The organism is Pseudomonas sp. P2S-1 (assembly GCF_057197725.1).
Window position 1 is genome coordinate 4655707 of sequence record NZ_CM170068.1, and the last position, 25862, is coordinate 4681568.

At 63.6% G+C, this 25862-nt stretch carries 24 protein-coding genes; 17 read left to right on the forward strand and 7 right to left on the reverse strand.

From position 1 onward, the window contains the following. The first annotated feature begins 197 nt into the window (after window positions 1-197). From purE to AC2CQI_RS20815, 4 genes are all read left to right on the forward strand, one after another. Window positions 198-689, forward strand: coding sequence for a 5-(carboxyamino)imidazole ribonucleotide mutase (gene purE, locus AC2CQI_RS20800; protein WP_009402441.1), 492 nt, complete (start codon window positions 198-200; stop codon window positions 687-689). 10 nt (window positions 690-699) lie between these two features. After that, window positions 700-1782, forward strand: coding sequence for a 5-(carboxyamino)imidazole ribonucleotide synthase (locus AC2CQI_RS20805; RefSeq protein ID WP_075805815.1), 1083 nt, complete (start codon window positions 700-702; stop codon window positions 1780-1782). Window positions 1783-1867: 85 nt separating this feature from the next. Next, window positions 1868-2113, forward strand: a complete 246-nt coding sequence (locus AC2CQI_RS20810; protein WP_075805816.1) for a GlsB/YeaQ/YmgE family stress response membrane protein — start codon at window positions 1868-1870, stop codon at window positions 2111-2113. A gap of 49 nt (window positions 2114-2162) precedes the next feature. Next, a complete protein-coding gene (locus tag AC2CQI_RS20815; protein WP_075805817.1) occupies window positions 2163-2696 on the forward strand; it encodes a DUF3299 domain-containing protein in 534 nt (177 codons plus the stop codon). A gap of 99 nt (window positions 2697-2795) precedes the next feature. On the opposite strand, the gene AC2CQI_RS20820 is transcribed toward AC2CQI_RS20815, so the two are convergent. Beyond that, window positions 2796-3692, reverse strand: coding sequence for a D-hexose-6-phosphate mutarotase (locus AC2CQI_RS20820; protein ID WP_484577749.1), 897 nt, complete (start codon window positions 3690-3692; stop codon window positions 2796-2798). A 72-nt stretch (window positions 3693-3764) separates the two neighbouring features. Beyond that, on the reverse strand, window positions 3765-4166 hold the full coding sequence (locus tag AC2CQI_RS20825) for an acyl-CoA thioesterase (RefSeq protein WP_009402429.1): 402 nt from the start codon (window positions 4164-4166) through the stop codon (window positions 3765-3767). A gap of 356 nt (window positions 4167-4522) precedes the next feature. Between AC2CQI_RS20825 and AC2CQI_RS20830 the strand changes: the two genes are divergently transcribed. The 11 genes from AC2CQI_RS20830 to AC2CQI_RS20880 all read left to right on the forward strand — a co-directional run bounded on the left by AC2CQI_RS20830 (window position 4523) and on the right by AC2CQI_RS20880 (window position 19834). Further along, the gene (locus AC2CQI_RS20830; protein ID WP_484577750.1) at window positions 4523-5812 is read left to right on the forward strand and encodes an MFS transporter; all 1290 of its coding nucleotides are present in this window, start codon (window positions 4523-4525) and stop codon (window positions 5810-5812) included. Between the two features lie 147 nt (window positions 5813-5959). Further along, window positions 5960-8563: an S-type pyocin domain-containing protein gene (locus tag AC2CQI_RS20835; RefSeq protein WP_484577751.1), complete on the forward strand. Its 2604-nt coding sequence runs from the start codon at window positions 5960-5962 to the stop codon at window positions 8561-8563. Next, window positions 8560-9024 carry a DUF6392 family protein gene (locus AC2CQI_RS20840; RefSeq protein WP_484577752.1) on the forward strand — a complete coding sequence of 155 codons (465 nt, stop codon included), beginning with the start codon at window positions 8560-8562 and terminating at the stop codon, window positions 9022-9024. Before AC2CQI_RS20835 ends, AC2CQI_RS20840 begins: the two co-directional genes overlap by 4 nt. A 58-nt stretch (window positions 9025-9082) precedes the next feature. Beyond that, the gene (locus AC2CQI_RS20845) at window positions 9083-10588 is read left to right on the forward strand and encodes an S-type pyocin domain-containing protein (protein WP_484577753.1); all 1506 of its coding nucleotides are present in this window, start codon (window positions 9083-9085) and stop codon (window positions 10586-10588) included. 136 nt (window positions 10589-10724) lie between these two features. Continuing rightward, window positions 10725-11723: a phosphate ABC transporter substrate-binding protein PstS gene (locus tag AC2CQI_RS20850; RefSeq protein ID WP_075805820.1), complete on the forward strand. Its 999-nt coding sequence runs from the start codon at window positions 10725-10727 to the stop codon at window positions 11721-11723. Window positions 11724-11864: 141 nt separating this feature from the next. After that, entirely contained in the window at window positions 11865-14153 is a 2289-nt protein-coding gene (locus AC2CQI_RS20855; RefSeq protein ID WP_484577754.1) for an ABC transporter permease subunit, read from the forward strand. An 18-nt stretch (window positions 14154-14171) separates the two neighbouring features. Continuing rightward, window positions 14172-15842, forward strand: a complete 1671-nt coding sequence (gene pstA / locus AC2CQI_RS20860; protein ID WP_075805822.1) for a phosphate ABC transporter permease PstA — start codon at window positions 14172-14174, stop codon at window positions 15840-15842. A 109-nt stretch (window positions 15843-15951) separates the two neighbouring features. Continuing rightward, the gene (gene pstB / locus AC2CQI_RS20865; RefSeq protein ID WP_075805823.1) at window positions 15952-16785 is read left to right on the forward strand and encodes a phosphate ABC transporter ATP-binding protein PstB; all 834 of its coding nucleotides are present in this window, start codon (window positions 15952-15954) and stop codon (window positions 16783-16785) included. Window positions 16786-16874: 89 nt separating this feature from the next. Further along, window positions 16875-17630 (forward strand): phosphate signaling complex protein PhoU, encoded by a 756-nt coding sequence (gene phoU / locus AC2CQI_RS20870; RefSeq protein WP_009402408.1) that lies wholly within the window; start codon window positions 16875-16877, stop codon window positions 17628-17630. 165 nt (window positions 17631-17795) lie between these two features. Then, a complete protein-coding gene (locus tag AC2CQI_RS20875; RefSeq protein ID WP_484577755.1) occupies window positions 17796-18689 on the forward strand; it encodes a response regulator in 894 nt (297 codons plus the stop codon). Window positions 18690-18937: 248 nt separating this feature from the next. Next, window positions 18938-19834, forward strand: a complete 897-nt coding sequence (locus tag AC2CQI_RS20880; protein WP_484577756.1) for a peptidoglycan DD-metalloendopeptidase family protein — start codon at window positions 18938-18940, stop codon at window positions 19832-19834. Window positions 19835-19840: 6 nt separating this feature from the next. Here the strand turns inward: AC2CQI_RS20880 and AC2CQI_RS20885 are convergent, their stop codons facing one another. From AC2CQI_RS20885 to phoB, 3 genes are all read right to left on the reverse strand, one after another. Then, a complete protein-coding gene (locus AC2CQI_RS20885) occupies window positions 19841-21181 on the reverse strand; it encodes a hemolysin family protein (RefSeq protein WP_075805826.1) in 1341 nt (446 codons plus the stop codon). 113 nt (window positions 21182-21294) lie between these two features. Next, window positions 21295-22569: a phosphate regulon sensor histidine kinase PhoR gene (gene phoR, locus AC2CQI_RS20890; RefSeq protein WP_484580647.1), complete on the reverse strand. Its 1275-nt coding sequence runs from the start codon at window positions 22567-22569 to the stop codon at window positions 21295-21297. Between the two features lie 151 nt (window positions 22570-22720). Then, window positions 22721-23410 (reverse strand): phosphate regulon transcriptional regulator PhoB, encoded by a 690-nt coding sequence (phoB, locus tag AC2CQI_RS20895; RefSeq protein ID WP_075805828.1) that lies wholly within the window; start codon window positions 23408-23410, stop codon window positions 22721-22723. 151 nt (window positions 23411-23561) lie between these two features. Between phoB and AC2CQI_RS20900 the strand changes: the two genes are divergently transcribed. Then, entirely contained in the window at window positions 23562-23930 is a 369-nt protein-coding gene (locus tag AC2CQI_RS20900; RefSeq protein ID WP_484577757.1) for a COG4315 family predicted lipoprotein, read from the forward strand. Window positions 23931-24040: 110 nt separating this feature from the next. On the opposite strand, the gene ubiA is transcribed toward AC2CQI_RS20900, so the two are convergent. Both ubiA and AC2CQI_RS20910 read right to left on the reverse strand, forming a co-directional pair. Then, on the reverse strand, window positions 24041-24931 hold the full coding sequence (gene ubiA / locus AC2CQI_RS20905; protein WP_484577758.1) for a 4-hydroxybenzoate octaprenyltransferase: 891 nt from the start codon (window positions 24929-24931) through the stop codon (window positions 24041-24043). Then, window positions 24931-25542, reverse strand: coding sequence for a chorismate--pyruvate lyase family protein (locus AC2CQI_RS20910; RefSeq protein WP_484577759.1), 612 nt, complete (start codon window positions 25540-25542; stop codon window positions 24931-24933). Before AC2CQI_RS20910 ends, ubiA begins: the two co-directional genes overlap by 1 nt. Window positions 25543-25660: 118 nt before the next feature. Here AC2CQI_RS20910 and AC2CQI_RS20915 point away from each other — a divergent pair, with 118 nt between their 5' ends. Next, the gene (locus AC2CQI_RS20915) at window positions 25661-25828 is read left to right on the forward strand and encodes a rubredoxin (RefSeq protein ID WP_075805832.1); all 168 of its coding nucleotides are present in this window, start codon (window positions 25661-25663) and stop codon (window positions 25826-25828) included. Window positions 25829-25862: the final 34 nt, after the last annotated feature.

Sequence of the window (25862 nt, forward strand, 5' to 3'; positions counted from 1 at the left end):
AAGCATCTGGAAGCCTCTCAGTGGGCCATCTTCCGACCTTACCAACGGGGCTGGGCGCCTTTGCCCCGACTGCGCTATAATCCCGCGCCTTCGGCCGACCCGGTCGATTCAGAATCCGTATGACGAGCCACGCCGGTCTTCCCGCGTGGCTCGTTGCTTTTGGCGCGTCACAAGACGCTTGCAGGAGAGGCTCGACGATGAGTGCACTGGTTGGCGTGATCATGGGCTCCAAGTCCGATTGGTCCACCCTTAGCCACACCGCCGATATGCTGGAAAAACTCGGCATTCCCTATGAAGTGAAGGTGGTGTCCGCCCACCGCACCCCGGACTTGCTGTTCCAGTACGCCGAAGAGGCGGAAGGCCGCGGTATCGAGGTGATCATCGCCGGAGCCGGTGGCGCTGCCCACCTGCCGGGCATGTGCGCCGCCAAGACCCACCTGCCGGTGCTGGGCGTGCCGGTGCAGTCGTCGATGCTCTCGGGTGTCGACTCGCTGCTGTCCATCGTGCAGATGCCGGCGGGTATTCCCGTCGCCACCCTGGCGATCGGCAAGGCCGGTGCGATCAACGCCGCGCTGCTCTCGGCGAGCATCCTCGGCGCCAAGCACCCGCAGTTCCACACTGTGCTGAAGCAGTTCCGCGCAGAGCAGACAGACAGCGTTCTGGACAATCCAGACCCGCGCCAGGCCTGAGGTCGCTGCCATGAAGATCGGTGTAATCGGTGGCGGCCAGCTCGGCCGCATGCTGGCCCTGGCGGGCACTCCGCTGGGCATGAACTTCGCCTTCCTCGACCCGGCGCCGGATGCCTGCGCCGCGCCGCTGGGCGAACACCTGCGTGCCGACTACGGCGACCAGGACCACCTGCGCCAACTGGCCGACGAAGTCGACCTGGTGACCTTCGAGTTCGAAAGCGTGCCGGCCGAGACCGTCGCCTTCCTGTCGCAGTTCGTCCCGGTCTACCCGAGTGCCGAAGCCCTGCGCATTGCTCGCGACCGCTGGTTCGAGAAGAGCATGTTCAAGGACCTGGGCATCCCGACCCCGGCCTTCGCCGATATCCAGTCGCAAGCCGACCTGGACGCCGCCGTGGCCAGCATCGGCCTGCCGGCCGTGCTGAAAACCCGCACCCTGGGTTACGACGGCAAGGGCCAGAAGGTCCTGCGCAGCGCTGCCGACGTGGTCGACACCTTCGCCGAGCTGGGCAGCGTGCCTTGCCTGCTGGAAGGCTTCGTGCCGTTCACCGGTGAAGTGTCGCTGGTCGCCGTGCGTGCCCGTGATGGCGAAACCCGCTTCTACCCGCTGGTGCACAACACCCACGAGAGCGGCATCCTGCGCCTGTCCATCGCCAGCAGCGAGCATCCGCTGCAGGCCCTGGCCGAGGACTATGCCGGTCGCGTGCTGGAGAAGCTGGACTACGTCGGCGTGCTGGCCTTCGAGTTCTTCGAAGTCGATGGCGGCCTGAAGGCCAACGAGATCGCCCCGCGGGTGCACAACTCCGGGCACTGGACCATCGAAGGTGCCGAGTGCAGCCAGTTCGAGAACCACCTGCGCGCCGTGGCCGGCCTGCCGCTGGGTTCGACCGCCAAGGTCGGCGAAAGCGCCATGCTCAACTTCATCGGCGAAGTGCCGGCTGTGGATAAGGTCGTTGCCATCGACGACTGCCATCTGCACCACTACGGCAAGGCCTTCAAGGTCGGGCGCAAGGTTGGCCACGCCACCCTGCGCTGCGCCGACATGGCCACGCTGGAGCGCAAGATCCAGCAGGTCGAAGCCCTGATCGCGGGTTGAACCTCTGCTGATGGCAACCCTCTGATGGCAGGACACCGAAGCGCTGGCTAGGCTTTTGGTGGTGCACTCACTCAGAGGGATTGCCATGGGAATCATCGGAACCATCTTCATCGGCCTGATCGTCGGACTCGTCGCGCGCTTCCTCAAGCCCGGCGACGACAGCATGGGCTGGATCATGACCATTCTGCTCGGCATCGGCGGCTCGCTCGCGGCGACCTACGGTGGCCAGGCCCTGGGCATCTACCAGGCGGGTCAGGCTGCCGGCTTCATCGGCGCGGTGGTGGGCGCGATCGTCCTGCTGGTGATCTACGGCTTGATCAAAAAAAGCTGACGGCACTATAGAATGCTCGGCAACTTCCTACGGTTGCCGAGCATTTTTCATGCGTGCGTTATTCCTTATTCCCCTGCTGCTGTGCAGCACCCTCGCCCGGGCCGAGCTGCCTGAAACCGACTGGCTGGAACTGATGCCCAAGTCGGACCAGAAGGCCCTGGAAGAAATGCCCGAGATCGACCACAACTCCCCGGAAGCCCAGGGCACCTTCACTGCCAAGGGCGGCCTGAAGCAGAGCAAGGGCTTGCCGGCGGTGATGTATTCGACCAAGACCGTGGCGGCGATGAACGGCAAGTCGATCCGCCTCGGTGGCTACCCGGTGCCGCTGGAGGCCGATGCCAAGGGCAACAGCACCTTGTTCTTCCTCGTCCCGTACCCGGGCGCCTGCATCCACGTGCCGCCACCGCCGCCGAACCAGCTGGTGCTGGTGCGCTATCCGAAAGGCGTGAAGCTGGCGGACATCTACACGCCGCTGTGGGTCAGTGGCAAGCTGGAGGTGGAGAAGGTCAGCAATGACCTGGCGGATGCGGCCTATGCCATGGATGCGGCGAAGGTGCGGGTCGTGGAGGATGCAGACCTGTAGTGTTTTCGGGAGCACATTGGCCCCTGTGGGAGCTGGCTTGCCAGCGATTGCTGCAGTGAATTCACCATAGCTATCGCTGGCAAGCCAGCTCCCACAGGTTCAGAGGTGTTCGCTCGATAGGGTCAGGCTCAAAGTGTGACTCGCCCCCGGCGCCAGCTCGATGATGTCATCCCACACATTCGCCGTCTCGATGCACAGCATGCGCTGCCAGCCATCGTCGGCCATGTCCGGCAACTGCGCGGCGCGTTCGATCCAGGGATTCCAGATCACCGCCGAGCGCGAGCCGCTGCTGCTGATGCGGATACGCCGCTCCCACGCTGGATCGACGATGCTCAATTCGGCAGGCGTATCCAGGTAAATCCGGTCGGTCTCGCCGCTGAACGCCAGGTCCGCCTGCTGGGTACGCTGCTCCCAGTCCGCCAGGGTCTCGATATAGTCCCGGCCCTTCACCCCTTCAACCTGCACCGAACGCACATCGCTGACCGCGAAGTAGCTGTGCAGCGCCTGGCTCAGGGTAACCGAAGCGTCGCCCAGGTTGCGGCTGGTGAGGTTCAGGCTCAGGTGTTCACCCATGCGGATCTCGAGGAGCAGCTCGACCTTGTGCGGCCAGCCCGGCAGTTCGCCCTGGGTTTCAGGCAACCCGAACGACAACTGCAGCTCATCGCCACTGCTGTCGATACCCAGCAATTGCCAGTCACGCCCGCGCACCAGCCCGTGGGCCGGAGCTTCACTGCCCTGGAACTGCTGTTGAACGGAAGGGGGATTGCGCTGCAGGTTGCCGAACCACGGCCAGCACACCGGAACACCGGCGCGCACCGACTTGCCGTGCTTGAACAGCGCCTGGTCACTCAGCCAGAGAAGCGGCGGTTCGCCCAGGCGCTGGTAACTCAGCACCTGCGCACCCTGCTGGGCCACCAGCAGCTCGGCGCGGTCGCTGGTGATGCGCCAGCAGTTGAGTTCGCCGTGTTGTTCCGATTCGACCTTGGGTGTGGACATGCGCTGCTCTCGTTGGATGTGCCGTAAGGTCTTCGACCCTGCCAGAACCCGCGAGTTTAGCGCGAGCCCTGGTCAGCGACGAGGCGGGACGGAGCGGGTGCGGCCACTGCCGTCGATGGCGACGAAGACGAACACCGCTTCGGTGACCTTGCGCCATTCGCTGGACAGCGGATCGTCGCTCCACACCTCGACCATCATCTGGATCGAGCTGCGGCCGATTTCCAGGGTCTGGGTATAGAACGACAGTTGCGCACCGACTGCGACCGGGACCAGGAAGGCCATGCGGTCGATCGCCACGGTGGCGACACGGCCTCCGGCAACGCGGCTGGCCATGGCGGTGCCCGCGAGGTCCATCTGGGCGACCAGCCAGCCGCCGAAGATATCGCCGAAACCGTTGGTTTCGCGGGGAAGTGCGGTGATCTGCAAGGCCAGGTCGCCTTGCGGAATCGGATCTTCTTGTTCGAGTTCAATCATGCCGGGGGTGCCTCTGACCCGTAACGCTTCATTGGTTGACGCAATAACGCCGCAAAAAACGATCCAGCCCACTCACTGCACTGTTTTCGCTTCGAAGGCGGCGGAGGGAAACTCTGCGAAACCGACCAAGTGTACTTGGCAGCGTTTTCGCACAATATCCCACCTTGGACGCAACCGGTTTCGACGAGGGGCCAGTATATAGAGCCTCGCAGACAGCGACGACCATGCAGTCACGATTATCTGCGGGGATTATGTAGATCTGTGTCGCTTTCGGACAATTTGTTATCGTTCGAGGGTCTATCCGGCCTTCGACCAGCCTTGCTGCCCGCTTCTACCTTCCAATAAGAGAAGTCTCAATGACATCGGTTCCCTCCAGCCTCGATCAGCCGGCCCGGCCGCTGACCCGCAACGACTACAAGACCCTGTCGCTGTCCGCCCTCGGCGGTGCGCTGGAGTTCTATGACTTCATCATCTTCGTGTTCTTCGCCACGGTGGTCGGCAAGCTGTTCTTCCCGGCCGACATGCCGGAATGGCTGCGCCTGATGCAGACCTTCGGCATCTTCGCCGCGGGCTACCTGGCGCGGCCACTGGGCGGCATCGTCATGGCCCACTTCGGCGACCTGCTGGGCCGCAAGAAGATGTTCACCCTGAGCATCTTCATGATGGCCGTGCCGACCCTGATCATGGGCCTGCTGCCGACCTACGCGCAGATCGGCATGGCCGCGCCGATCCTGCTCCTGCTGATGCGGGTGATCCAGGGCGCGGCGATCGGTGGCGAGGTGCCGGGGGCCTGGGTCTTCGTCTCCGAGCACGTGCCGGCGCGCAATACCGGCTTCGCTTGCGGCACCCTGACCGCCGGGCTGACGGCGGGCATCCTTCTCGGCTCGCTGGTCGCTACCCTGATCAACAGCGTTTACACCCCGGAAGAAGTTGCTGATTACGCCTGGCGGATCCCCTTCCTGCTGGGCGGCGTTTTCGGCCTGTTCTCGGTGTACCTGCGCCGCTGGCTGCACGAGACCCCGGTATTCGCCGAACTGCAACAGCGCAAGGCCCTGGCCGAGGAAGTGCCGCTGCGCGCCGTGCTGCGTGACCACCGTGGCGCCATCGTCCTGTCGATGCTGCTGACCTGGCTGCTCTCGGCCGGCATCATCGTGGTCATCCTGATGACCCCGACCGTGCTGCAGACCGTCTACGGCTTCAGCGCCAGCGTGGCCCTGCAGGCCAACAGCCTGGCCATCGTCCTGCTCACCCTCGGCTGCGTCGGTGCCGGCAAGCTGGTCGACCGCTTCGGCGCCGGCCGGGTGTTCGTGGCGGGCAGCCTGGCGCTGCTGGTCAGCTCCTGGACCTTCTATCACACCCTCGCCGAGCATAAGGATCTACTGTTCCCGATGTACGCACTGACCGGCCTGTGCGTCGGCATTGTCGGTGCGGTGCCCTTCGTCATGGTCCGCGCGTTCCCGCCGGTGGTGCGCTTCAGCGGCCTGTCGTTCTCCTACAACGTGGCCTACGCCATCTTCGGCGGCCTGACCCCGATGGCGGTCACCGCGCTGCTCAAGTTCAGCCCGATGGCCCCTGCGCTGTATGTGGCCGGGATCTGCGGCATCGGCTTCCTGGTGGGCCTGTATCTGCTGGCGACCAAGCGCTGATACTGCCTCCCCGCCGCTGCCGGGCAATCCTGCAGCGGCGTATCCGCAACATGCTGATTCATATGGCTTCTTCAGCGCCATAAAGATCTACCGCAGCCGTTTCCCGCCTTCTCGACACCCTGCGCCATACAGACAAGGAGATTCTGTATGGACAAGTTATTTCCCGATAAAACGACGGGCGAGGTGGTCATTCGCGACGGCACCGTTGAAACGCAAGGACCGAGGGACGCGGGTTTTTTCGACATAGGTGGCGGAAATGGATTTTCCGGTGGCTTTGGCGGATCGAGTCGCAAGCGGGCGAAGAAACGCGCCAAGGCCAGGGCGGAGGCCATCGCCAAACGTCGCGCCGAGCAACAAGCCGCAGCCGAAGCGGAGCAACAGCAGCAACGTGCTGCGCAGGCGGCAGCCCAGGCCGCCGCGCACCAGCAATGGGTGCAGCACTTCGCACAAACCCAGCAAACCACACGCACGACCATTGACCGGCATTACGCCGCCAGTCTCGGAAACGTCGGACAAGCGCTGAAGGCCGAGTTCGAGGCCGTGCGCAAGTACCCGGCCAATGACGGCAGCGAGCGCTGGCAACTGCATCTGATCACCCGGGAAAGACAGGTGGTCGAGCAGATGATCGCGGCGAAGGCCGCCGAGTTGCAGCGCAAGAACCAGCAGGCCCTGGCGTTCGACGGCCATGACCCGCTCAAGCGTTCGTCACAGGACTACGCCGCGCGCCTCGCGCAGCAAAGCGCCAGCCAGTCGTTCCAGCAACTCCACCAGGCCTGGGAAGCCGCCTATATCGCGGCGCAGGAAGCGCAGTTGCTCTCCGAAGCCATACGTCAACTGACCGAGCGATCCACTGCACTGGCGGCTCGTCACGCCGAGCAGAAAGTCGTGTGGAAGGCCCGCGAGGAGGCGTGGGAGAAGCAGCGGCAGTACAAGGAACTGCGCGAGGCGCGGGTCCAGTTCAAGCAGTTGGCAGATGAAAACCTGCGGCTGAAGCGGATCCGCGAGGCCCATTCGCTGACGATGCCGATGGCGGCCACCGCGGGCGGCAGCATGCTCACCTGGGAGGGTGTCCGGGTAGCGGAAGGCGTGGTGTCGGCGATCGAACGGGCGGTTTCCGACTCGATCCGGGAGATCGCCCGGGTCGCAGCCATTCGCACCGGCCAGGCGCTGGGGACGTTCGTGACGGCGGCGACCTATTCCTCGGTCCTGGGCGATGGTGAGCTAACGCCAGCGCAACGCCGCCTCCTCCAAGGCATCGGGATTCCCGCTGACGGGATGGGCGTGCGTGCAGGGCAGGACCTGCAAGCCCTGGCCGAGCGCGGCGGGATGGCGGAGGTCGATTATCGGCTCAGGCTCGAAGCCCACGGCAACAGCACTGCCATCATCGTTGCCAGCACCGGTGATGAAATCTCGTCCCGGGTCCCGGTGAGAAACGCGGTTTACGATGCGCTGACCAACACCTACCGGGCCGAAGGGCAAGCGGTGACGGACCGTGACCTGGTGTTCACGGCGGACTTGCCAAAACCGGAGCTGTCGGCGGCATCGGGCCTGCTCTCCTCCGAACCGCAAGCGCTCGCGATTCCCGCTGGTGCCGACACCCGTATCAACGACTGCATCGTCTGTATCCCCGGCAGGGCGCCGCTCTATTTTTCGTTCGATGTACCACCCGCCGGGACGGGGGTTGTCGGTGGCGGTGGCCAGGTTGCTGCGCCGGGGTGGTGGGATGCCAGCGCCCAGGCGAGCGGGGCGGCGATTCCGGCGCAGGCCGCCAGCACGTTGCGCGGCAGGGAGTTCGCTTCGTTCGCCGGTTTCGAGCAGGCGCTGTGGCGGTCTATTGGAGAAGAAGCCGCGCCCGGCGGTGCGTTCAGCGAGATCAACCAGCGGCGTATTGCCAATGGACTCGCGCCCTATGCGCCGAAAAACACCTGGGTTGGCGAGCGTCGCGAGTTCGAGGTTCGGTACGCGCAGAGCGCGGCACTGGGCACCGCGCCGTATGACCTGGACCGTCTCAGCCTGCACAGCCCGGCCAGCACCTTCGGTGTGCGAGCGCAGGCCCAGCCATTTGCGCCCTGGCTGCAGCTGGGCGAACCGATTTCACTCGAGGCCGCGAAATCGCTGGCGCACTCCTCGGGAGGGCGGCGTACCTGGACGCCGCTGGTACCGCCGGGCAGCAATCTGCTGGGCTCGACCGATCTTCCCCAAGGGCCGACGCTGCCGGGGACCATTCCTGGCGCCGAACTCGATCCGTATCGGCCGCAAATCGAAACACTTCCGGGACTGGACGAGGGTGAGATCGGGTCCAGGCTTCCTGGTTACGGAGAGGGGAGTGATCTGCCGTCGCCGGGGTTGGTGTTTTCGGAGCCGATGGATGTCGGGCCCTTTGATGAGGTGCATCGGAACAGTAGAAACGACGGTCTGGATGTTGATCACATCATTTCGAGAAAGGCCCTGGAGATGCTGATCAGGCGAATTGATCCCGATATGCCCCAAAGCCAGATTGTGGATTACATCCTGAATGCTCCAAGCATCGCCATTCCTGCTGAAGTTCACAAAAAGTTCAGTGAGACCTATGGTGGAAGAAATACAAAAGCCAAGCAGCTACAGGACTCGCTTGATCCCGAAGCCGCAGTGAATAGCAACGTTGATGCGATAAAGGTGGGTCTTCTGGAGCATGGTTTCCTGGAATCTGACATCGAAGCCGCGCGAGAAAAAATACATGCGCTTCACAGGCTGCAAGGATGGTACGAATGAAAACTGAAGAAATCGAGAAAGTCATACGTTTTCTTGGGCACTCGCACATTGACCTGTTGGCCGGCGGAGTTATCCCCGATGAGCCGCTTCTGCAGATATTCCCTGGGTCAGAGAACGTCTATTTCGAACCGGAGGAGGGTGTCGAGATGACATTCTCCTCGGAGGAAAACGTGTTCATGAAATTGTTCATCCTGCTCAAGGAAACGACGCCTTCGACGCTGGAATACGAAGGTGAGCTTCCTGGGAAGTTGCAAAAGAACATGGACCAGAACTGGGTTCGTGAAGTGTTCGGGGTGCCGAAGGAAACCCACGGACCGGTGAGGCTTCCTCAGCCAACGGGCTGGACCGGTGGCTGGGATACTTATGACTACGACAGTTCTTTGTTCCCGGACATTACGCTGGTATTCAAGTATTCCGCCGAAATGAAAGTTGAAACCTTGGTCTTCAAGAAGACCATATGAATAGAAAAGGGCGTCACGTCTCAGGACATGTCGCCCTCTCTCAACAGGGAAAGTTGAAATGGAAACCAAGAAAGCTTTAGGCGACTACACCCCCGACGAATTCAAATCCCTGGTCTCGACCCTCTGGAACGCCGACCTGGACAACGACACCCACGCCCGACTGATCGACCACTTCGACACGATCATCGGTGATCCCCTGGGCGCTGACCTGCTGTTCTACCCGCCCTATCTCGAAACCGGCACCGCCCATTCGGTCGACAGCATCGTGTTTCATGTCCGCCAGTGGCATCACCGCCAGGGCAAGGCTGCCTTCCGCGATGAACCCGTGCCGGCCCCGCCAACACCGCCTGTGCGCCTGAGTCCGCAGGAGCGCAAGGTCGCCGAGGCGAACAAGGACCTGGACAAGATCAACCAGCAGGTCGCCCAGATAGATATCGCCGTGAAGTCAGCCGACGACGCTCTGCTTCACCTCGGCCGGCTACTGGACCAATGGCAGGCACAATCCCTCGACTCCCGCGCCATTGCCGGGCATATCGAGGAAATGAGTGTCCTCGAAATGGCCCAGACCACTATGGTCCGGTCCATAAAGGCGCTCGAATCCTTGAAGCTGAAGGTCCAGTTCGCCAAATCCGCGGCTGAACGAAACCTCACCAGTCCTTTCCGCGATCCGGGTATCCAGGCCGTAGTGCTCGATACCATCACCCGTGGCAGCAATCACTACCTGGCCTCCCTCGCCGACGCCGAACAACGCCATCGACAGCTGCACGAACGCTGCATTCCGTTGTTCGTGGCAGCGGAGGAGCATCTGGTTCGTCGCCTGTCCGTGCCCGGTGCCGAGATCGACAGAACACCGAAAACCGTGGCGCTTTCTTCCCGAGCCTGCCAGTTGCGTCCGGCGTTGATCTTCGCTGATGCCATAGCGATCGACGACCTTCGCAGCCTTGCGGCCATGAAAAAGGCCATCCGCTCCGCCGTGGCCGAGTTCAGTTGGCAAGCAACCTCTCTGAACGACGAACACCCTGGCACCTTCTGCGGCATTGCCGGCTTTTTCTTCGAGCACTGGAAAGCGCGCAACTGGTACGCCGTGAGTGTGCCGCTGGATGAGCTGATGCCCATTGAGGGGCATGACTGGCAAGGGCTGGCCCGCGCCGGCGCCGAGGTGGAAATGCCCTATCGGCTGTTTTCCCGGACCGCTCCTTTCGAGCGCAGGAAGATCTCCGTCGGACTGCAAGAGATCACGACGATGCAGCAGATAGCCCTGACCCCCACCAGCGGTGCCCGGTTGTCCTCGAAGGTCAAGGTCGTCGCCGTGGACCAGACGTTCAGGCATGTTGTTCCAGGCTTTCCGCCCCTGGCGTTGAGCTGGAATACCGCGACCCCTCCGGCACGGCCTGTACCGCGCCAGGTGGGCGGTGTGGTGGATACGCCCGAGACGCCTTTGCTGGAGCCGCTGGCAGCCGTGGACCCGGTCAGCTTCGACGATTGTGTCCTGGTCTTCCCGGCAGACAGCGACCTGGCGCCGCTGTATCTCATGTTCAAGCGGGGCCGTGGTTCACCGGCATAACACCGGGCGCCGGATGACTGCTGGCAGGTGATGGCCTTTCATCTAATTGTCATAATCGAGTCATAGATTAGTCATCCGGCCTACAGATACTGGGGCCCGATCCATCTCACCCCCGAATTCCTGCTAGGAGCAAGGCATGAAACTGAAGCGTTTGATGGCGGCCCTGACCTTTGTCGCCGCTGGCGTTGCCACCGCCAATGCGGTCGCCGCTGTTGACCCAGCCATTCCGACCTACACCAAGACCACCGGTGTGTCGGGCAACCTGTCCAGCGTTGGTTCCGATACCCTGGCCAACCTGATGACGCTGTGGGCTGAGGCGTACAAGAAAGAGTACCCGAACGTAAACATTCAGATTCAGGCCGCCGGCTCCTCCACCGCGCCACCCGCGCTGACCGAAGGCACCGCCAACCTGGGCCCGATGAGCCGCAAGATGAAGGACGTCGAGCTGCAGGCCTTCGAGCAGAAGTACGGCTACAAGCCTACCGCCATCCCGGTTGCCGTCGACGCCCTGGCCGTCTTCGTGCACAAGGACAACCCGATCAAAGGCCTGACCATGGCCCAGGTTGACGCGATCTTCTCGTCGACCCGTCTGTGCGGCGGCAAAGCCGACGTGAAAACCTGGGGCGACCTGGGCGTGACCGGCGACCTGGCCAACAAGCCAGTCCAGCTGTTCGGCCGCAACTCGGTATCCGGCACCTACGGCTACTTCAAGGAAGAAGCCCTGTGCAAAGGCGACTTCAAGCCTAACGTCAACGAGCAGCCAGGTTCGGCTTCCGTTGTTCAGTCGATCAGCTCCTCGCTGAACGGCATCGGCTACTCCGGCATCGGCTACAAGACCGCTAGCGTCAAGACCGTAGCCCTGGCCAAGAAAGAAGGCGGCGAGTTCGTTGAAGACAACGAAGCCAACGCCCTGAACGGCACCTACCCGCTGTCGCGCTTCCTGTACGTCTACGTCAACAAGGCCCCGAACAAGCCTCTGGCCCCGCTGGAAGCCGAGTTCGTGAAGCTGGTCCTGTCGCAGGCCGGTCAGCAGGTCGTAGTGAAAGACGGTTATATTCCGCTGCCAGCCAAAGTGGCCGAAAAAGCCCTGGCTGACCTGGGTCTGAGCCACACCGCCGGTGTAGCCAAGAACTAAGCGTGACCTCGTGGGGCCCGGAGGACGCCAGGCCCCACCTGCAAATTTCCAGTCCGCTGCCAGGGATGCCTGTGCGGCGGGCTTTTTTGCGTCACCGCATTGTCATGTTTCTGTCATACGGGACCGCTAGGGTGTGTGCGCATGAATGATCTGGCCAATTCCACAATGACCCCAAATTCCTCCCCGGTGCGGATTGACTTCAATACGCCCGAGCTGCAACGCAAACGCCGCATCCGCGCGCTGAAGGACCGCCTGACCCGCTGGTATGTACTGGTCGGCGGGCTTGCCGTGCTGGCGGCGATTACCCTGATCTTCTTCTACCTGGCCTATGTGGTGGTGCCACTGTTCCAGGGCGCGAGCCTGACCAGCAAGCCGGCCCTGCAGCCCGCCTGGTTGCAACAGGACGCCGGCAAGCCGCTGATGATCGCCCTGGAAGAGCAGAACCTGGTCGGCATGCGCGTTTCCGACAAGGGCCAGGCCCTGTTCTTCGATACCAAGACCGGCGCCGAGCTCAAGCGCGTCGATCTGCCCCTGCCGCCGGGTGTCCAGGTGACCTCGATCGGTGCCGACCAGCCGGGTAGCCCGCTGATCGTGCTGGGCCTGTCCAATGGTCAGGTGGTGGTGTTCCACCACACCTACAAGATCACCTACCCGGACAACAAGAAGACCATCACCCCCGCCATCGACTTCCCTTATGGCCAGGAGCCCATCGCCCTGGACGAGCAGGGCCGCGCGCTGGAACACGTGAGCCTGAACGCCAACGGCGACACCCTGCTGCTGACCGGTTCCGCCGGCGCACACCTGCAGGTGCTGCAACTGAGCCGTTCGGAAAACATGATGACCGGCGAAGTCACCAACGAGCAGAACCGCATCGAACTGCCGCAGATGACCGAGCCGGTGAAGCAGATCTTCGTCGATCCGCGCCAGCAGTGGCTGTACGTGATCAACGGTCGCGCCCAGGCCGACGTGTTCAACCTGCGCGAGAAGAGCCTCAACGGTCGCTACAAGCTGGCCGAGGACGGCAATGTCGAGATCACCGCGGTGGCCCAGCTGGTCGGCGGCATTTCGCTGATCGTCGGTGACTCCAAGGGCGTCCTGACCCAGTGGTTCATGGCCCGCGACCCGGATGGCGAGCAGCACCTCAAGCGCATCCGCGACTTCAAGATGAGCGATTCGCCGATCGTGCAGATCGACGCCGAAGAGCGCCGCAAGGGCTTCATCGCCCTGGACGCCAGCGGCAAGCTCGGTGTGTTCCACAGCACCGCGCACCGTACCCTGCTGATCGAACAGGCCGTTGACGGCCCGGGCATCCTCGCCCTGTCGCCGCGCGCCAACCGCGTGCTGATCGAAGACGGCAACAAACTGCAGCCGCTGAGCCTGAAGAACCCGCACCCGGAAGTCTCCTTCAGTGCCCTGTGGAGCAAGGTCTGGTACGAGAACTACGACGCGCCTAAATATGTCTGGCAGTCGACCGCCTCGAACACCGACTTCGAACCCAAGCTGAGCCTGTCGCCGCTGACCTTCGGTACCCTCAAGGCGGCCTTCTACGCGATGATCCTGGCCGCACCGCTGGCCATCGCCGCCGCCATCTACACCGCCTACTTCATGGCCCCGGGCATGCGCCGCAAGGTCAAGCCGGTGATCGAACTGATGGAAGCGATGCCGACGGTGATCCTCGGCTTCTTCGCCGGCCTGTTCCTTGCGCCGTACCTCGAAGGCCACCTGCCGGGCGTGTTCAGCCTGCTGTTGCTGTTGCCACTGGGCATCCTGGTCGCCGGCTTCAGCTGGAGCCGCCTGCCGGAATCGATCCGCCTGCGCGTTCCGGATGGATGGGAAGCGGCGATCCTGATCCCGGTGATCCTCTTCACCGGCTGGTTCGCCCTGTACATGAGCCCGTTCCTGGAAACCTGGTTCTTCGGCGGCGACATGCGCCTGTGGATCACCAACGACCTGGGCATCACCTACGACCAGCGCAACGCCCTGGTGGTCGGTATCGCCATGGGCTTCGCGGTTATCCCGAACATCTACTCGATCGCCGAGGACGCCGTGTTCAGCGTGCCGCGCAGCCTGACCCTGGGCTCGCTGGCGCTGGGTGCCACGCCGTGGCAGACCCTGACCCGCGTGGTCATCCTGACCGCCAGCCCGGGCATCTTCTCGGCACTGATGATCGGCATGGGCCGCGCCGTGGGCGAGACCATGATCGTGCTGATGGCCACCGGCAACACGCCGGTGATGGAGCTGAACCTGTTCGAGGGCATGCGCACCCTGGCGGCCAACGTCGCGGTGGAGATGCCGGAGTCGGAAGTCGGCGGCAGCCATTACCGCGTGCTGTTCCTGGCGGCGCTGGTGCTGCTGATGTTCACCTTCGTCATGAACACCTTGGCCGAGCTGATTCGCCAGCGTCTGCGCAAGAAATACTCGTCGCTTTGATAGAGAAGGTAGAGATCCGTGAAAAAGGATTCCCTCAACAGCTGGTTCAAGAGCGGCGCACCCGGTGTCTGGATCAGTGGTGGCTCGGTCGCCATCGCGGTCATCATGACCATCGGCCTGCTGGCCGTGATCGCCGTCCGCGGCCTGGGCCACTTCTGGCCCGCTGACCTGGTCCAGGCCAGCTACAACGTGCCGGGCCAGCCCGCGCATGTAGTGGTCGGCGAGGTGGTACAGAAGGAAGAAGTACCCCGTGCCCGTCTGAAGGGCGCCGGCCTGCCGGTGCCGGACGACGGCCCGGAATTCATGACCCGCGAACTGATCAAGGTGGGTAACCGCGACCTCAACGGCAGCGACTTCACCTGGGTGGTCGGCGAGTGGCTGGTGGACGAGCAGCGCCCGGCCGACCTGATCGCCCTGGAGCGCCGCGAGTGGGGCAACTTCTACGGCTACCTGGTCAGCGTCAAGGAAAACGGCAAGGTGGTCGCTGAAGGTCCGGCGGCCTGGGCCGAACTGCAAAGCCGCCTGGCCCGCGCCGACAAGCTGTCCGGCGACCTGCAGACCCTGGAAAAGAAAGATATCGGTGCCATCAACCACGGCCTCGAACGCCTGCGCCTGCACAGCCGCAAGCTGGAGCTGGAAGGCAAGCTGGACGCCGCCGCCCAGGCCGACATCGAATCCGAGCGTGCCGAGCTGAACAACCGCTACAAGGCCATCGAGGACCGCCTGGGCAGCCTGCACCAGGACTTCGCCCGTGATTCCATGGTCGCCCGTGACGGCAACGGTCGCGAAGTCGAGATCAACCTGAGCAAGATCGTCCACGCCTACCAGCCCAACGGCATGGGCCTGTTCACCAAGCTTGGCGTGTACTTCGCCAAGGTCTGGGAATTCCTCAGCGACGATCCGCGTGAAGCCAACACCGAGGGCGGTATCTTCCCGGCCATCTTCGGCACCGTGATGATGACCCTGATCATGGCCGTGATCGTCACCCCGTTCGGCGTGCTGGCGGCGGTCTACCTGCGTGAATATGCACGCCAGGGCCCGGTCACCCGGCTGATCCGCATCGCCGTGAACAACCTGGCCGGCGTACCGGCGATCGTCTACGGCGTGTTCGGCCTGGGCTTCTTCGTCTATGTGCTGGGTGGCTCGCTCGACCGCCTATTCTTCCCCGAAGCGCTGCCGGCGCCGACCCTGGGTACCCCGGGCCTGCTCTGGGCTTCGCTGACCCTGGCGCTGCTGGCCGTGCCGGTGGTGATCGTGGCCACCGAGGAAGGCCTGGCGCGGATCCCGCGGACCGTGCGCGAAGGCTCCCTGGCCCTGGGCGCGACCAAGGCCGAGACCCTGTGGAAGATCGTCCTGCCCATGGCCAGCCCGGCGATGATGACCGGCATGATCCTCGCCGTGGCCCGTGCCGCCGGCGAAGTGGCGCCGCTGATGCTAGTGGGTGTGGTGAAGCTGGCGCCGTCGCTGCCGGTGGATGGCAACTACCCGTACCTGCACCTGGACCAGAAGATCATGCACCTGGGCTTCCACATCTACGATGTCGGCTTCCAGAGCCCGAACGTCGAGGCGGCGCGTCCGCTGGTGTACGCCACCGCGCTGCTGCTGGTCCTAGTGATCGCCACCCTGAACCTGTCGGCCGTATGGATCCGCAACCACCTGCGCGAGAAGTACAAGGCGCTGGACAGCTAAATCAGCCACAAGCGGCAAGCTGCAAGCCTCAAGCTTGGAGCAGTGCCGCTTCTGCCCTTTTCTTGCAGCTTGCAGCTTGAATCTTGCAGCTTCAAATGGAGTAAGCACCATGCAGCATGAATCCCACTCCCACGGCATCGACATGTCCGCCCTGGGTCGCGACAAGCAGAGCCTGCGCCTGGCCGAAGAAACCGTGGCCATCGAAGTGCCGGGCCTGAGCCTGTTCTACGGCGACAAGCAAGCCCTGTTCGACGTCAGCATGAACATCCCGAAACAGCGCGTGACCGCCTTCATCGGCCCGTCCGGCTGCGGCAAGTCGACCCTGCTGCGGACCTTCAACCGCATGAACGACCTGGTCGACGGCTGCCGTGTGGAAGGCGCCATCAACCTGTACGGCAACAACATCTACCGCAAGGGCGAAGACGTCGCCGAGCTGCGTCGCCGGGTCGGCATGGTGTTCCAGAAGCCCAACCCGTTCCCCAAGACCATCTATGAAAACGTGGTCTACGGCCTGCGCATCCAGGGCATCAACAAGAAGCGTGTGCTCGACGAAGCCGTCGAGTGGGCCCTCAAGGGCGCCGCCCTGTGGGACGAAGTGAAGGACCGCCTGCACGACTCGGCCCTCGGCCTGTCCGGTGGTCAGCAGCAGCGTCTGGTCATCGCCCGCACCATCGCCGTCGAGCCGGAAGTCCTGCTCCTCGACGAACCCTGCTCGGCCCTCGACCCGATCTCGACCCTGAAGGTCGAAGAGCTGATCTACGAGCTGAAGTCCAAGTACACCATCGTCATCGTGACCCACAACATGCAGCAGGCGGCACGGGTCTCCGACTACACCGCGTTCATGTACATGGGCAAGCTGGTGGAGTTCGGCGACACCGATACCCTGTTCACCAACCCGGCCAAGAAGCAGACCGAAGACTACATCACCGGTCGCTACGGCTAGGTCCGGACGCGCGCGCAGGCGGTGCCCGGGACAGACACGAATGACTTGAAGCTTGCGGCCTGGAGCCGGCAGCTTTGCGGAGCGAAAGCATGATCGATAAAGACAGCCTCACCCATCACATCTCCCAGCAGTTCAACGCCGAACTCGAAGAGGTGCGCAGCCATCTCCTGGCCATGGGCGGCCTGGTCGAGAAGCAGGTCAACGACGCCGTCACCGCGCTGATCGAGGCCGACTCCGGCCTGGCCCAGCAGGTGCGTGAGGTCGACGAGCAGATCAACCAGATGGAGCGCAACATCGACGAGGAATGCGTGCGCATCCTCGCCCGCCGCCAGCCGGCCGCTTCCGACCTGCGCCTGATCATCAGCATCTCCAAGTCGGTGATCGACCTGGAGCGCATCGGCGACGAATCGACCAAGATCGCCCGCCGCGCCATCCAGCTGTGCGAGGAAGGCGAGTCGCCGCGGGGCTACGTCGAGGTCCGCCACATCGGCGACCAGGTGCGCAACATGGTGCGTGATGCCCTGGATGCCTTCGCCCGCTTCGACGCCGACCTGGCGCTCTCCGTGGCCCAGTACGACAAGACCATCGACCGCGAATACAAGACCGCCCTGCGCGAACTGGTCACCTACATGATGGAAGATCCGCGCTCGATCTCCCGGGTGCTCAGCGTGATCTGGGCCCTGCGCTCGCTGGAGCGGATCGGCGACCATGCACGCAATATCTCCGAGCTGGTGATCTACCTGGTACGCGGTACCGACGTGCGGCACATGGGCCTCAAGCGCATGAAAGAAGAAGTCCAGGGCGTCGAAAAGGCTAATGTTCCGGCTGAATCTGACGATAAATAAGACTGCCCCGAGAACTGACGCCCGGCTTTTGGCCGGGCGTTTTCGTTTGCGGCAGCGCAAGAGAAGGCACCCGCGAACGAGTGTGTTGTTGTCCCGGCGTGACCGAAGTTTTGGCAAATGGCCATCAGTCAACGTTATGCTAGCCGGGATCTGGAAGGAGTGGCGATGAGTAAAGTCAAAGTTCTTGTTGTGGATGATGCGCCGTTCATCCGTGACCTGGTAAAGAAATGCCTGCGCAACTATTTTCCGGGGATGATCACGGAAGATGCGGTCAACGGGCGCAAGGCCCAGGCCCTGATGGCCAAGGAAGTCTTCGACATGGTCCTGTGCGACTGGGAGATGCCGGAGATGTCCGGCCTCGAGTTGCTCACCTGGTGCCGCCAGCAGGATGCCCTCAAGGCGTTGCCGTTCATCATGGTTACCAGCCGGGGCGACAAGGAAAACGTGGTCCAGGCGATCCATGCCGGCGTTTCGGACTATGTCGGCAAGCCGTTCACCAACGAGCAGTTGCTGACCAAGGTGAAGAAGTCCCTGGCCAAGGTTGGCAAGCTGGACGCCGCCATGGCGGGTGGTCCGGCCCGCTCCTCCACCGGTTTTGCCAACGATTCGCTGTCGGCCCTGACCGGCAATGTACCCAAGGCCGCCACTCCGACGGCTGCCGCACCTGCGGCCAAGCCGCTGATCAATGCGCCGACGCCCCCGGCCCAGCCGGCATCGCCGACCGGTCGTGGCCAGGGTCAGTTGCGTCTGTCCAGCGGCAACCAGCCGTGCATCATCAAGGCCCTGACCCTCAAGGAAGCCTCGCTGGTGGTACGCCGCAGCGATGCGCTGCCGCAGGTCCTGGAAGGCGCCGTGCTCGACCTGGAGCAGGGCGAGACCTCGGAGGTCGCCCGCCTCAATGGCTACCTGCACTCGGTCGCGGCCATGGAGCCGAAGCCGGACAGTGACTGGCTGCAGCTGATCTTCCGTTTTGTCGACCAGGATGCGCAGAAGCTGGATTACCTGTCGCGGCTGATCGCCCGCGGGACGGCGCAGAAGCAGTACATTCCAAGCGCCTGACTGCTTGGTTACTACTGATGGCCTCATCGCTGGCAAGCCAGCTCCCACAGGGTTTGCGGTGCACTCGGTCCTTGTGGGAGCTGGCTTGCCAGCGATGAGGCCGGTGAATATGGCCGTCTAGCGGCAAATTGCCACCGCTGATCGCCTGCAACCCTCTCAAGCCGTTTCCACGGCTTCCCGGCCGATTTCCCGCTGCTAGGCTTCGACGACAACCCCAAGAAAGCCCCGTCGTCGGAGGGCCTCCCGTCATGCCCGCTCGCCTGCTGCTGTTCTGTGCATTGCTGCTATCCGCCGGGCCGGCGCTGGCCATGACCATCTACCAACACCGCGATGCCTTTGGCGTGGTGACCTATTCCGATCGCCCGATGCCCGGCGCGCAGCCCTTTATCTTCCGCGACCGCATGGAAGAGAAACTCGAGCGCCAGGTCCATCTGCAAGCCACGCCCCATCCCGGCGGCGTGCATTTCTCCGTGTACAACGAGCTGTACGCCCCGGTGGAGGTCGAACTGCGCCTGGAACGCCTGGGCAACGCCCGGGAAGCGGGACCGCGTCTGGTGCGCCGGGTGATCCCTGCACGGGCCACGGTGGCCGTGGCCGCGCTGACGGCGATCCGGCCGGGGCAGAAGGTCAGCTACAAGGAAACCCTGCGCACCGCCCTTGGCGACCCCGCCCAGCGTCCCCAGGCCTATCGTTACCCGCTGCCCTGGCGTGGCGGGCCGTTCCGCCTGACCCAGGGCCCCAACGGCCGCTTCAGCCACTTCGGCCCGAAAGGCCGCTATGCCATGGATATCGCCATGCCCGAGGGCACGCCGATCATCGCCGCGCGGGCCGGCGTGGTGGTGAAGATCGAGAACCGGCAGAGCGGGCGGGGCACCCAGCCGTCCGGCAACTTCGTAAGGATCCTGCACAACGACGGCACCATGGGCGTGTACCTGCATTTGCAGCGCGGTTCGGTGCTGGTGCGCGAAGGCCAGCAGGTGGCCTATGGCACGCCGCTGGCGCGTTCGGGGAATACCGGGAGGAGCACCGCGCCGCACCTGCATTTCGTGGTGCAGCGCAATGTCGGGCTGGCGGTGGAGTCGATTCCCTACCAGTTCAACCAGCCCATCGGCGGGTTGCCGAACTTTACCGCCGGCAACCCCTGAGGCCGCTCAATCGAGCTTGAGCACCTTGGCCAGGACGATCTTCGGCCCTTTCATCTTCTTGATGATGATGCGCAGGCCTTCGACTTCCAGCACTTCTTCCTCTTCCGGGACCCGCTTGAGGGTCTCGTAGACCAGGCCGGCGAGGGTTTCCGCCTCGATATGGTCAAGGTCGATGCCGAGCAGGCGCTCGACCTTGAACAGCGGCGTGTCGCCCCGTACCAGCAGCTTGCCCGGCTGGTAGGCGAGGATGCCGCGCTCGGTCTTGCGGTGTTCGTCCTGGATATCGCCGACCAGCACTTCCAGCACGTCTTCCATGGTCAGGTAGCCGATCACCTTGCCGTCGGCTTCCTCGACCAGGGCGAAGTGCGCGCCACCCTTGCGGAACTGCTCCAGCAACTGCGACAGCGGCATGTGCCGGGACACCCGCTCCAGCGGACGCACCAGCTCGACCAGGTTGAAGGACTCCGGCACATGGTCCAGGGCCGCCAGTTCCAGCAGCAGGTCCTTGATGTGCAGCAGGCCGACGAACTCGCCGCGTTCGGCGTCGTACACCGGATAACGGCTGAACTTGTGGCGGCGGAACATCGCCAGGATCTCTTTCAGCGGCGCGTTGGCGTCGAGGCTGATCATGTCTTCCCGGGAGTTGGCCCAGTCGACCACTTCCAGCTCGCCCATTTCCACCGCCGAGGCCAGCACGCGCATGCCCTGGTCGCTCGGGTCCTGGCCACGGCTGGAGTGCAGGATCAGCTTCAGTTCTTCACGGCTGTAGTGATGCTCGTGATGCGGGCCCGGCTCACCCTGGCCGGCGATGCGCAGAATGGCGTTGGCGCTGGCGTTGAGCAGGTAGATGGCCGGGTACATCAGCCAGTAGAACAGGTACAGCGGCACGGCGGTCCACAGCGAGAGCAGTTCCGGCTTGCGGATCGCCCAGGATTTCGGCGCCAGCTCGCCGACCACGATGTGCAGGTAGGAAATCACGAAGAAGGCGCTGAAGAACGAAACCGCCTTGATGATCTCCGGCGACTCCACGCCGACCGCAGCCAGCAGCGGCTCCAGCAGGTGGGCGAAGGCCGGCTCGCCGACCCAGCCCAGGCCCAGCGAGGCCAGGGTGATGCCCAGCTGGCAGGCGGACAGGTAGGCGTCGAGCTGGCTGTGCACGGTGCGCAGGATGCTGCCGCGCCAGCCGTGCTGCTCGGCGATCGACTCGACCCGGGTCGAGCGCAGCTTGACCATGGCGAACTCCGCCGCAACGAAGAAGCCGTTGAGCAGGACCAGGAGCAAAGCGAAAAGAATCATGCCGAAATCGGCGAAAAGAGAGGCGAGGCTGATACTGGAAGAAGGTTCCATGATGGAGTTTTACGGGGTTCCGTGTTCTAGAAATAGAAAGAAATAAGTGCCAGCTTGTGCTGGCACGGTCCGCCAATGTAGCGGCTGGGGGCGCAAATGCAAAGTCCGCTGGATCAGTGAGCCTTTTGCGCGATCAGCTGGGCGGGAGCGAAGTGGCAGGTGAAGGTGCTGCCATGGCCGGGCACGCTGCTGATCTCCAGGCGTCCGCGGTGGCGCAACAGCACGTGCTTGACGATCGCCAGGCCCAGGCCGGTGCCGCCGGTATTGGAGGCGCGGCTGGAGTCGACCCGGTAGAAGCGTTCGGTCAGGCGTGGCAGGTGCTTGGCGTCGATGCCGATGCCGGAATCCTGCACGCTCAGGTGCGCGCCCTGTTCGTCGGCCCACCAGCGGATGCGGATATTGCCTTCGTCCTGGGTGTATTTCACCGCGTTGAACACCAGGTTGGAGAAGGCGCTGCGCAATTCCGCCTCGCTGCCCTTGAGGCGCAGGCCGGGTTCTGCTTCCAGGCTGATGCGCTGGTTGCGCTGGCCGGACAGGGCCTGGGCATCGCTCTTGATCGAGCTCAGCAGGCCGTCGATGGCGACCGGGTGGTTGTCCGAGGGGTAATCGGTGGCTTCCAGCTTGGCCAGCAACAGCAGGTCGTTGAGCAGGGTCTGCATGCGTCCACCCTGTTGGTGCATCTGCTGCAGGGCGCGGACCCAGCGCGGGTTCACCTCCTCGACGTTGTCCAGCAGGGTCTCCAGGTAGCCGGCGATCACGGTCAGTGGCGTGCGCAGCTCGTGGGAGACGTTGGCGACGAAGTCCTTGCGCATCTGTTCCAGCTGGTGGATGCGGGTCACGTCGCGCACCAGCATCAGGTGCTCGTTGTTGCCGTAGCGGGTGATGTGGAACTGGATGCGCATGCGGTCGCTGGTGGGCGAGGGGATTTCCAGGGGCTCGACGTAGTTTTCCGCCTCGAAGTATTCCTTGAAGCGCGGATGGCGCACCAGGTTGGTTACCTGCTGGCCGCTGTCCTGTGGGGTCTTGAGGCCCAGCAGGGTCTCGGCGGCGCGGTTCCACCACTCCAGGTTGCCTTCGCTGTCGAGCATGATCACCGCGTCCTTCAGGGCAGCGGTGGACTCCTGGACGCGGTCGATCACCGCCTGCAGGCGCCCCCGCACGCGCTGGTCGCGGCGCTGCAGGTGATAGATGCTGTCGAACACCTCGCCCCACAGGCCATAGCCATCCGGTGGCGGCTCGTCGGGTTTGTGCGCCTGCAGCCAATGGTGCAGGCGCAGCATCTGCTTGAGGGTCCAGCCCAGGTAGACCGCCAGGCCCAAGGCCAGGGCCCAGCCGTAGTAACCGCTGACAAGCCCGGCGATCAGGCAGACGCTGATCAGCAAAAGCATGTGGCGAATCAGGGTACCGTGCCAGTTCTGGTTCAATTGGGATCCTTTCGGATCAGCCTCAAGCTGCAAGCCATAAGCGGCAAGGTTGAAGCTGATCTCGTTTTGCTTTTGCTCTTACTTGAGGCTTATAGCTTGAGGCTTGTGGCTGTTTTCAGCTCTTGGTCGAGAAGCGGTAGCCGGTACCACGAACGGTTTGTACCAGATTCTCGTAGGCATCACCCAGCGCCTTGCGCAGGCGACGGATATGCACGTCGACGGTGCGCTCCTCGACATAGACGTTGCCGCCCCAGACCTGGTCCAGCAACTGGCCACGGGTGTAGGCGCGTTCCTGGTGGGTCATGAAGAATTGCAGCAGGCGGTATTCGGTCGGGCCCATCTCGGCGGGTTTGCCGTCGATGGTCACGCGGTGGCTGATCGGGTCGAGCAGCAGGCCGCCGACTTCGATCGGCGCTTCGCCGTCGGTCGGGCCGGCACGGCGCAGCACGGCCTTGAGGCGGGCAACCAGCTCGCGGGGCGAGAACGGCTTGGTGATGTAGTCGTCGGCGCCGACTTCCAGGCCCTGGATCTTGTTGTCTTCCTCACCCTTGGCGGTGAGCATGATGATCGGCACGTCGCTGGTCAGCTCGTCGCGCTTCAGGCGGCGGGCCAGTTCGATGCCGGAGGTGCCCGGGAGCATCCAGTCGAGCAGGATGAGGTCCGGCTTGCGGTCGACGATGATGGCGTGCGCCTGCTGGGAGTTCTCGGCCTCCAGGCAGTCATAGCCGGCCATTTCCAAGGCAACGGCGATCATTTCGCGAATGGGCGCTTCGTCGTCGACGATGAGAATATTCCTGCCAACCATGCTTAAACCTCTTCCCAGCTTCAGGTGTCTTGGCCCGCATTAGATAACGGAATTATTGCAGCTGTGTGACAAGTCCGGGGACCTTGCAGCAACATTCTGTTACTGGGCTAGGCTTTAAATCCCGCATTTCAAGAAGAGAACGGTGAATCCAATGACACGACATACGCTGAACTGGATGGCTCTTTGTGCAACGTTGGCCCTCCCCGGGTTGGCGCTGGCAGCGCCGGCGATGGAGAAGGACGGCATGCTGGTGGACCACGCCGGAATGACGCTTTACACCTTCGACAAGGACAGTGGTGGCAAGTCGATGTGTTCGGGTGAATGTGCCAAGAACTGGCCACCGCTGATGGCCACGGCCGGCGACAAGGCCGAGGGCAAGTGGACGCAGATCAAGCGCGACGACGGCAGCATGCAGTGGGCTTATGACGGCAAGCCGCTGTATACCTTCGTCAAGGACAAGGCGGCCGGGGACAAGACTGGTGACGGCATGAAGGATGTGTGGCACGCGGCCAAGCCGTAAGTCTTGAGGGCCCTATCGCTGGCAAGCCAGCTCCCACAGGTCCGGCGGTGCACGCGGTCCCTGTGGGAGCTGGCTTGCCAGCGATGAGGCCCTCAGCCACAGCAGAAGAGTCAGCGGGTCGCGTAATCGACCACAATGCTGACAAAGATGATCAACCCCGCCCAATGGTTATGCAGGAACGCCTTGAAGCAGGCCTCCCGCTCCAGCCCGCGGGTCGACCAGTATTCCCAGGCGAAGCACAGCGCCGCGCCCAGCAGCCCCAGATGGAACCAGCCACCCAGGCCGAACTGGTTGCCCGCCAGCAGCAGGCACAGCAGCGACGCACCCTGCAGCGCCAGGATGATGGTGCGGTCGGCCTCGCCAAACAGGATCGCGGTGGATTTCACGCCGATCTTCAGGTCATCGTCGCGGTCGACCATCGCGTAGTAGGTGTCATAGCCCACCGTCCACAACAGGTTGGCGATGTACAGCAGCCAGGCGATCGCCGGCAACTCGCCGTTGGCCGCGGTGAACGCCATGGGAATACCCCACGAATACGCCGCCCCCAGCACCACCTGCGGGTAATAGGTGTAGCGCTTCATGAACGGGTAGCAGGCCGCCAGCGCCACCGCGCCGAACGACAGCAGCACGGTCTTCTGGTTGGTGCACAGCACCAGCAGCAAGCTGATGCCCACCAGCAAGGCGAACAGCGCCAGGGCTTCGCGAGCGCTGATCCGACCGGCGGCCAGCGGCCGCTCGGCAGTGCGTTTCACATGACCGTCGACCTTGCGGTCGGCGAAGTCGTTGATCGCGCAACCGGCCGCGCGCATCAGCACCACGCCGAACAGGAAGATCAGCACATTGGCCACGCTCGGCGAGCCATTGCCGGCGATCCACACCGCCGACAAGGTCGGCCAGAGCAGCAGGTAGATGCCGATCGGCTTGTCCATGCGGCTCAGCTGGATGAAGTCCCAGGCCCGGGGGTGCAGGCGGTTGAGCGACTTGAGCAGGTTCAGGTACATCAGCGGACCTCCTTGAACGCTTCGGTGGCATGCCACAGGCCGGGCAGGAACACTTCGGCCACCAGCAGGCCCAGGGCGCCGCGGTCGAAACGCGAACGGCGGCCCCAGAGACCTTCGTCCGTCTGCCCCTCGGGCAGCCAGGCGGACGGGTAGTGGCAGACCTCTATGGCCTGGCGCACGAAGCCCTGGTCGCAGAACAGCAGTTCGCCCAGCGAGCGGCTGCCCAGCGCTTCCAGGTCCAGCCCGTCATCGAGCAGGGCCTGGCGCCCGGCGACGCTGCGGGCGAACACCCACGGCTCGCCGTGGCCGCGCAGGTACACCTCGCGCACCCAGCCTTGGCTGCCGGGCGCCAGGCCCAGGGCCAGGCACTCGTCGTCACGCAGGGTCTGCCAGCCTTCGGCCAGCGGGGTCACGGAAAAATGGTCGGTGGACAGGCGGATCAGGCGGCGGGTCAGGGAACCCTGGTCGAACAGCCAGTCGAGGATCAGCGCCGGGGTCTGGGCTGCCAGCCGCGCATCATGCGGCGCCCAGTGCACGGCGGAATATTGCGAGGATTCGTTTGGCACGGTAGTCAAGGGGTTACAGGCCAGTGAAGCGGCGAAGCTTAACATGTTTGCCCAACGCGGCTTGCATCCCCAGGCCGGGCTCAGTACAAAGCCCGCTGACGGCCCGATCGCCATTTCCATAAAAGCAGGATCGGGCCAGGCCTGAACCCGAGGAGAAACAGTGATGAAAAAGTGGCAATGCATCGTGTGCGGCCTGATCTATGACGAAGCCGAAGGCTGGCCGGATGACGGCATCGCGCCGGGCACCCGCTGGGAAGATGTCCCGGAAGACTGGCTGTGCCCGGACTGCGGCGTGGGCAAGACCGACTTCGAAATGATCGCCATCGGCTGATCCCGTTTTCAACCCAGACAAGGACTTTCAAGGC